Source organism: Campylobacter sp. US33a (assembly GCF_004378855.1).
Classification (GTDB): Bacteria; Campylobacterota; Campylobacteria; order Campylobacterales; family Campylobacteraceae; genus Campylobacter_D.
In genome coordinates, this window is the sequence record NZ_RYYL01000040.1 from 1 (window position 1) to 462 (window position 462).

Here is a 462-nt window from a genome sequence, read left to right on the forward strand (position 1 = left end):
TTTCTTTATTTTTATTTCTTTATGCCTTCTTTATTCATTTTATTTCTTTTGAAAAATTCAAATTTCTTTACAAACATACAGTATAAATTCATCAAAAACATTAAATAAATCTATTAAATAAAAAAGCTCCGTATGGAAATTCCACACGAAGCTTAAAGTTTAGTTTTGTAAAAAGATTAAGATAAATTACTACTGTAATAATCTTAATACATTTTGTTGAGAAGCATTAGCTTGAGCTAGTGCATAAGATCCACTTTGAGCTAAGATATTTGCTTTAGAGTAATTTGCACTCTCACTTGCAAAATCCACATCTCTGATGGTTGATTCAGCTGATTTAACATTAACTTGAGTTACGGTAATGTTATTGATAGTTGCTGAAATTTGATTTTGTATAGAACCAAGATCTGCTCTAATGGTATCAAGATTTGTGATAGCAGTTTCTGCTACATCCATTACAGCCAT

At 28.4% G+C, this 462-nt stretch carries 1 protein-coding gene; it reads right to left on the reverse strand.

All coding sequences use genetic code 11. From position 1 onward, the window contains the following. Positions 1-189 precede the first annotated feature (189 nt). Positions 190-462 (reverse strand): flagellin (locus ELQ16_RS09810; protein ID WP_134239456.1); only part of this gene is annotated, 273 nt, incomplete at its 5' end.